Origin of the sequence: Candidatus Pelagibacter sp. HIMB1587 (assembly GCF_052047775.1) — a bacterium.
GTDB lineage: Bacteria > Pseudomonadota > Alphaproteobacteria > Pelagibacterales > Pelagibacteraceae > Pelagibacter.
The window spans coordinates 662123-668914 of the sequence record NZ_JBNAJJ010000002.1; the positions used below are offsets into that span (position 1 = coordinate 662123).

Here is a 6792-nt window from a genome sequence, read left to right on the forward strand (position 1 = left end):
TTATATTGGAAATTAATTAGTTTGAGTATCTTTAAATTTGGTAAATCTTTCCTCAAACTCAAGTGTAACATTACCAATTGGACCGTGTCGTTGTTTCCCAATTATAATTTGAGCCAAGTGCGCTACTTCATTCATTTTAGCTTGCCATTCAGCATGTTCTACAGTTGCTTCTCTTGGTTCTTTTCTAGATAGATAATATCCTTCTCTGTAGACAAACATTACAACATCTGCATCTTGCTCGATCGAACCTGATTCTCTTAAATCTGCTAATTGAGGTTTATGATCATCTCTCTGTTCAACTTGTCTTGATAACTGTGAAAGAGCAACAACAGGTACTGCGAGCTCTTTTGCTATTGCTTTAAGTCCTTGAGTAATTTGAGAAATTTCCTGAACTCTACCATCTTTATTATAAGTTGTTCCTCTCATTAACTGAATGTAATCAACAACAATCATATCTAATCCAAATAGTCTCTTAATTCGTCTTGCTCTGTTACTTAGTGCAGCAATGCTAATTGCTGGTGTTTCGTCAATATAAAGTGGAAGTTCTGCTATATTTTTAGAAGTCTCAAGAAATTTATCAAATTGATCATCAGAAATTCTCCCTCTTCTTATATCGTTTGAGCTAATTCTTGCTTGTTCTGAGATAATACGAGTTGAAAGTTGTTCAGATGACATTTCTAAAGAGAAAAAAGCTATAGAAGATTTTTTACCACTATCTTGTAATTTTTGAGCAGCATTGAATGCAATATTTGTAGCAAGTGAGGTTTTACCCATTGATGGACGACCTGCAATAATGATCAAATCAGATTGGTGCAAACCACCAAGTTTATCATCCAAATCTCTAAGCCCTGTTGGAACTCCAACAATTCCTTCTTCGTTTTTGTAAGCGGCTGAAGCCATCTCTATAGTTTGTTTCATGGCATCGTCAAATTTAATAAGTGAAGAGCTAAAAGATCCTTTTTCAGCTAAATCAAATAACTGTCTTTCAGAATTCTCTATTATAGTTTGACCGCTAGTATCAAGGTCATTAAGTTTAGCACTATCGATAGTTTCTTCAGAAATTTTTATTAATTCACGTCTGACAAACATATCATATATTATTTTTGAATATTCTACTGCTTGTCTCACAGGTGTAGAAAATTTAGTTACTTTTACTAAATACTCTGGAACATTAATGTCATCTTTTTCATCTTCAAAATAATTTTTTAAAGTAATGGGATTGGCAAGCATACCTTTATAGATAAGGCTTTCAATAGCGTCAAATATCTTTTGATGCATAGGATCATAAAAATTAATAGATGAAATAATTGTGTTAACCTCATCAAAAATATCATTACTCACTAGTATCGAACCAATTACAGCTTGTTCTGCTTCAATGTTGTTTGGTAATTCTTTGAATTTATCTTTAACGATACTTAAATTGCTTTCCATATTTATGAATTTATAGAAAAAAATTTAGTATTTAAATTTTAATTTTTAGCTGTTGAAAAGAATGTATAATTATTGAATTGTATCTGCTGATGTAACGTTAACTACTATTTCAGCATCAACTTCTGAGTGTAAAGAAATTTTAACTTTGAATTTTCCTAAAGATTTAATTTCTTCGACTGGTTGTATCATTGAAGGTTTAATTTCAACTTTATTTTCTTCTTGAATAAGTTTTGAAATTTCAGTTGGTTTCACTGAACCATAAAGCTCATTGTTTTCTGTGCTTAATTTTTGAACTGAGTATTCTTTATTATTTATTTGTTCTGCAATACTAGTTGCTTCTTGTTTTCTCTCATTGTCTTTTTTAGATAAATCAGCTTTAATTTTTTCAACTTCTTTGATGTTTTCTTTAGATGCGTATAGAGCTTTTTTGTTAGCTATTAAAAAATTTCTAGCAAAACCTCTCTTTACATCTATTACTTCACCAATAGATCCAATTCTTTTAACGTTTTCTAATAAGATAACTTTCATTATATTAAAGCTAGGTTTCTTGCTCTCTTAATTGATAAAGATAATTCTCTTTGTTTCTTTTGAGAAACATTAGTAATTCTTGAAGGTAAAATTTTACCATTTTCAGAAACATATCTTTTCAAAAGTTTGATATTTTTATAATCAACTTTTGGCGCACCTTTTACTGAAAGTGGGCAAGTTTTTTTGAATTTATATTTATTTGGTTGAAAAATACTTAGTTTTGCAAAGTTACTTTGCTTTCCTTTTTTATTTCCACTTTGTCTTTTTGGCATTAGTTTTTGGCGCTTTCTTTGTTTTCACTATCTTCTTTTTTTCCAAAGTAGTTAGTATCTAAATCAAATTCTTTTACTCTAACAGTAAGATATCTTAGTAATTTTTTATCAATAGCTTCATTTTTCTCTAACTCTTCAACTACTTTACCTTTACCTTTAATCTTAAAGTGAATGTAACTTCCTTTTTTATTTTTCTTTATTAAGTAAGAAAGGTTTAGAAGGCCCCAGTTCTCAGTTTTTACAACTTCACCTTCATTTTTTTCAACAATTTTTGAATATTTTTCAGTTAACTGCTTTAACTCGCTTGGAGAAGTATCTTGTCTAGCTATAATAGTATGTTCGTATAAGTTCATTTATGTTCTTTAATAAAAAGTGAGGATATACTATTATAAAAGTTCAATTACAATAGATAAAAACACAAAATTAGTAATATTTTTATATGTTTTCAGTAATATTTCCAGGTCAAGGGTCTCAAATAGTTGGAATGGGAAAAGAGTTTTATGACAAATTTGATCTTGTGAAAGGACTATTTAAAGAGGCGGATGAGACATTAAATTATTCAATTTCAAAGTTAATATTAGAAGGACCAAAAGAGGAGCTTGATTTAACAGCAAATACTCAACCAGCAATTTTTTTAATAAGCTATTCTATATTTAACGTTATTAAAAAAGAATTTAATATAGATTTAAACAAAGCAAAGTATTTTGCTGGGCATTCATTAGGCGAGTATTCTGCTTTATCTTGTGCTGGATATTTAAACTTTGCTGAAACTTTAAAAATTTTAAGAATCAGAGGTGATGCCATGCAAAATTCTGTGCCAAAGGGTGAGGGTGGTATGGTTGCAGTGCTTGGATCAACTGTTGAGGTGATAGAAAAAATATTTAAAGATAATGAGAACAAATTTATAGCACAAATAGCTAATGATAATTCAGAGGGACAAATAGTTTTGAGTGGAAAAACTCAGGATTTAGAAAAATTAATTGAAGTATTAAAAGAAAATTCTATTAAAAACATCAAACTTCCTGTCAGTGCTCCTTTTCATTGTAGCCTTATGAATAAAGCAACAGAGATTATGACAGAAGAATTAAATAAGATTTCATTTTCTGATGGAAGCAATAAGTTGATATCAAATGTAACAGCTGAGGCTATTTCAAATTCTGAAGATTTAAAATCACTTTTAATAAAACAAATTGAAAATAGAGTAAGATGGAGAGAAAGTGTCTTAAATATTATAAATAATGATGTAGATCATTTTATAGAAATTGGACCTGGGAAAGTTTTGTCAGGTTTGGTAAAAAGAATTAATAGAGAAGTTAAAATTAACACGATAAACAGTCTAGAGGATATTGAAAATTTAAAAATATGAATGATTTAAAAGATAAAAACATAATAGTTACAGGTGCATCTGGAGGAATAGGAAATTCAATTGTTAAAAAATTATATGAAAGTGGTGCAAATATTTTAGCTTCAGGAACAAGAATAGAAAAACTTGAAGAGTTAAAAAAAGAATTCGAAAAAATAAATATTTTAAAGTTCGATATATCTCAGAGTGAAAAAATTGAGGAATTTATTGAAAATGCAACAAAAGAACTAGGTGGTAGCTTAGATTGTATTGTAAATAATGCGGGCATAACACAAGATAACTTGGCAATCAGAATGAGTTTGGATGAATGGAAAAAAGTGATTGATATTAATTTAACGTCAACATTTTTGATGAGTAAATTTGCTATCAAAAAAATGTTAAAAAATAAATCTGGAAAAATAGTTAATATTACTTCTGTTGTTGGACATACAGGTAATTTAGGACAGGCTAATTACACTGCATCAAAAGCAGGAATAGTTGCTATGTCCAAAAGTTTAGCCATAGAGTATGCTAAGAAAAATATCAATGTTAATTGTATTTCACCTGGTTTTATAAAAACAGCAATGACAGATAAGATTGATGAAAAGTTCAAAGAAACTATTATATCCAAAATACCTTCAGCACGCCTAGGAGAGCCTGATGATATAGCAAATGCTGTAGGATTTTTATGCTCAGATCAATCTAGCTATATTAATGGTGAAACCTTGCATGTTAATGGTGGCATGTATATGGCTTGACAAAATAGCTTTTTAAACTATTAACGAAATATAACAAAAAGGATCAATATGTCAGAAGACGTTTCAAGCAAAGTAAAAAAAATTGTAGCAGATCACTTAGGTATCGATGAAGCAAAAGTAACTGAGGAATCTAGTTTTATAGATGATTTAGGAGCTGATAGTTTAGATACCGTTGAGTTAGTGATGGCTTTTGAAGAAGAATTTGGATCTGAAATTTCAGACAGCGAAGCTGAGAAAATTTTAACTGTAGGAGATGCAGTTAAATTTATCGAAGGAAAAGCTAACTAGAAATTTCAATGCCCTCAAAAAATGATGGGGTCATGATTATTCTTTCCTCTCCATCTGGAGCAGGAAAAACAACACTTGTAAATTTATTGTCTAAAAAAGACAATTTTATTACATCTATTTCACACACCACAAGAAACCCAAGACCTGGTGAAGAGCATAATAAAGATTATTTCTTTGTTAATGATGAAGAATTTAAAAGATTAATAAAAAACGAGGAATTTCTTGAATATGCAAAAGTATTTAACAACTTGTATGGTACAACAAGAACTCCAGTAATTAATAATTTAAGCGAGGGTAAAAATATTTTATTTGATATTGATTGGCAAGGTGCAGATCAGATCAAAAATAAAAAATTAGATTATAAGTTAATTACATTTTTTATCCTTCCGCCAAGTAAGGAAGTTTTGTTTAAAAGACTTTCTAATAGAGACATGAAAGATAAATTAATTGCTGAAGAAAGAATGAAACAATTCGAAAGAGATGTATTACATTGGATAAATTATGATTATGTCGTAATTAATGATGATATCAATAAATGCTATCAAAAAATTATAAATTTAATAGATGCAGAAATTAATAATGGATCTAAAGATTATGATTTAAATTTTATTAGAGACCATGTTGAAAAATTAACCAGTTAATTTTTCATATTCATCAGTTAATTTATAATAAGTTTCATAACTTAAGTTTTGAGGTCTTAGATTAAGATTTATTTTAAGCTTTTCTAAAACTCTCAAGTCACCATTAAAAATTTGATTGTAAGGTTTTTTTATCATTTTCCTTCTGTTACTAAAAAAAATTCTTGTAATTTTTTCTAAGTTTTTAGGATTTTTAATTTTAAAAAAATCTTTTTTAGGAGTAAAAAAAAGCAAGGAGCTGTCTACTTTTGGTTTTGGTTTAAAAGAACTTGGTTTAATATCTGAAATTTTCATTATATTTAATTTCCAATTAACCAAAACAGATAATCTCCCATAGTTGGAGTTGTTAATTTTAGCTATAATCCTATCTGCAACTTCTTTTTGAAACATCAAAATAAGAGCTTCAAACCAAAAATTATCACTTAAGTTAGTTATCCATTTATTTAATATTTCAGTAGAAATATTATAAGGCAAATTTCCAAACACAATTACTTTTTCATCGAACAAATTACATTCATTTATATTTAAAACATCATCGTTTATTACTTCTAAATTATTTAAATACTTACTCCTTAGATCTTCAGCAAGTTTATTATCTTTCTCGATCGCTAAAACTTTTTTCGGTTTTTTTTTAAAAATATAATTTGTTAAATTTCCTGTACCAGGACCAATTTCTAATATATTTTTATTTTCAATATCAATAGTGTTTACGATCATTTCTAAAATTCTATGATCTATAAGAAAATTTTGACCTAAACTTTTTTTTGCTTTTATCAATTTTTATCTAAAAATTTTAATGCCTGGATTAAACTTAATGGGTTTGACAAATTTTTACCCATCATTTTTTCATTCGGGCCATGATCAGGAGATATTCTTAAAAAAGGTAACCCCAAAGTTATATTAATAGCATCATACTCGTATAAAGTTTTTAAAGGTGTTAAAACTTGATCGTGATACATACCAATTATAACATCAAAGTTTTTACGGTTATTTTTTAAAAATGCAGTGTCAGCTGCAATTGGTCCACTTATTTTGTAGTTTATTTTTTTCATATTTTTAACAACAGGTTTAATTACCTCATCGTCTTCATTTTTTTGAAGAATACTTTCACAATGTGGATTTAATCCTAAAACGCCTATTCGAGGTTTTTTATTAAAAAATTTTTTATAAAAATCTTGTATTAAAATTATTTTATTTCTTAATTTAAGTTTGTTTATTTTTTTTGATACCAATTTTATTGGAAGATGAGTGGTTAAAGGACATACAGATAATTTTTTATTAAAAATTAACATACATGTATTTTTCTTTGAAAAATAATCTGAAATATATTCTGTAATGCCTAAATATTTTTTATTTAAAAAATTTTTTTTTGAGATTGGTCCATTAATTAATTTTACTATTTTTTCCCTTTTAATAATTTTAAAAGCTGTATCGAAAGATTTTTTTAAGAATAATTGTGATTTATTTGTTATTTTTTCAAAAGGTTTTTTTTGTTTATAATCGATATTAATTAAATTTATTGAATTATTATTTAA

General features: G+C 27.5%; 10 protein-coding genes. 4 read left to right on the forward strand and 6 right to left on the reverse strand.

What is annotated here, in order from left to right:
* Positions 1-12 precede the first annotated feature (12 nt).
* The 4 genes from ACTTBE_RS07875 to rpsF form a co-directional block, all read right to left on the reverse strand.
* On the reverse strand, positions 13-1431 hold the full coding sequence (locus ACTTBE_RS07875; RefSeq protein WP_440677865.1) for a replicative DNA helicase: 1419 nt from the start codon (positions 1429-1431) through the stop codon (positions 13-15).
* A 69-nt stretch (positions 1432-1500) separates the two neighbouring features.
* Positions 1501-1959: a 50S ribosomal protein L9 gene (gene rplI / locus ACTTBE_RS07880; RefSeq protein ID WP_440618674.1), complete on the reverse strand. Its 459-nt coding sequence runs from the start codon at positions 1957-1959 to the stop codon at positions 1501-1503.
* Positions 1959-2231 carry a 30S ribosomal protein S18 gene (gene rpsR, locus ACTTBE_RS07885; RefSeq protein ID WP_262589558.1) on the reverse strand — a complete coding sequence of 91 codons (273 nt, stop codon included), beginning with the start codon at positions 2229-2231 and terminating at the stop codon, positions 1959-1961. The genes rplI and rpsR overlap by 1 nt, the downstream gene beginning before the upstream one ends.
* Positions 2231-2584 (reverse strand): 30S ribosomal protein S6, encoded by a 354-nt coding sequence (gene rpsF / locus ACTTBE_RS07890; protein ID WP_262589557.1) that lies wholly within the window; start codon positions 2582-2584, stop codon positions 2231-2233. Before rpsF ends, rpsR begins: the two co-directional genes overlap by 1 nt.
* Before the next feature lie 86 nt (positions 2585-2670).
* On the opposite strand from rpsF, the gene fabD reads away from it, so the two are divergent.
* Genes fabD through gmk form a run of 4 tightly spaced genes read left to right on the forward strand, consistent with a single transcriptional unit; the run spans position 2671 to position 5260 of the window.
* The gene (gene fabD / locus ACTTBE_RS07895) at positions 2671-3597 is read left to right on the forward strand and encodes an ACP S-malonyltransferase (protein ID WP_440677866.1); all 927 of its coding nucleotides are present in this window, start codon (positions 2671-2673) and stop codon (positions 3595-3597) included.
* Positions 3594-4331: a 3-oxoacyl-[acyl-carrier-protein] reductase gene (fabG, locus tag ACTTBE_RS07900; RefSeq protein WP_440677867.1), complete on the forward strand. Its 738-nt coding sequence runs from the start codon at positions 3594-3596 to the stop codon at positions 4329-4331. Before fabD ends, fabG begins: the two co-directional genes overlap by 4 nt.
* Before the next feature lie 48 nt (positions 4332-4379).
* Positions 4380-4619: an acyl carrier protein gene (locus ACTTBE_RS07905; RefSeq protein WP_008544320.1), complete on the forward strand. Its 240-nt coding sequence runs from the start codon at positions 4380-4382 to the stop codon at positions 4617-4619.
* Positions 4620-4627: 8 nt separating this feature from the next.
* Positions 4628-5260: a guanylate kinase gene (gene gmk / locus ACTTBE_RS07910; RefSeq protein WP_440677868.1), complete on the forward strand. Its 633-nt coding sequence runs from the start codon at positions 4628-4630 to the stop codon at positions 5258-5260.
* On the opposite strand, the gene rsmA is transcribed toward gmk, so the two are convergent.
* Both rsmA and ACTTBE_RS07920 read right to left on the reverse strand, forming a co-directional pair.
* On the reverse strand, positions 5249-6034 hold the full coding sequence (gene rsmA, locus ACTTBE_RS07915; protein WP_440677869.1) for a 16S rRNA (adenine(1518)-N(6)/adenine(1519)-N(6))-dimethyltransferase RsmA: 786 nt from the start codon (positions 6032-6034) through the stop codon (positions 5249-5251). The genes gmk and rsmA overlap by 12 nt on opposite strands.
* Positions 6031-6792 (reverse strand): 4-hydroxythreonine-4-phosphate dehydrogenase PdxA (locus ACTTBE_RS07920; protein WP_440677870.1); only part of this gene is annotated, 762 nt, incomplete at its 5' end. The genes ACTTBE_RS07920 and rsmA, both read right to left, overlap by 4 nt.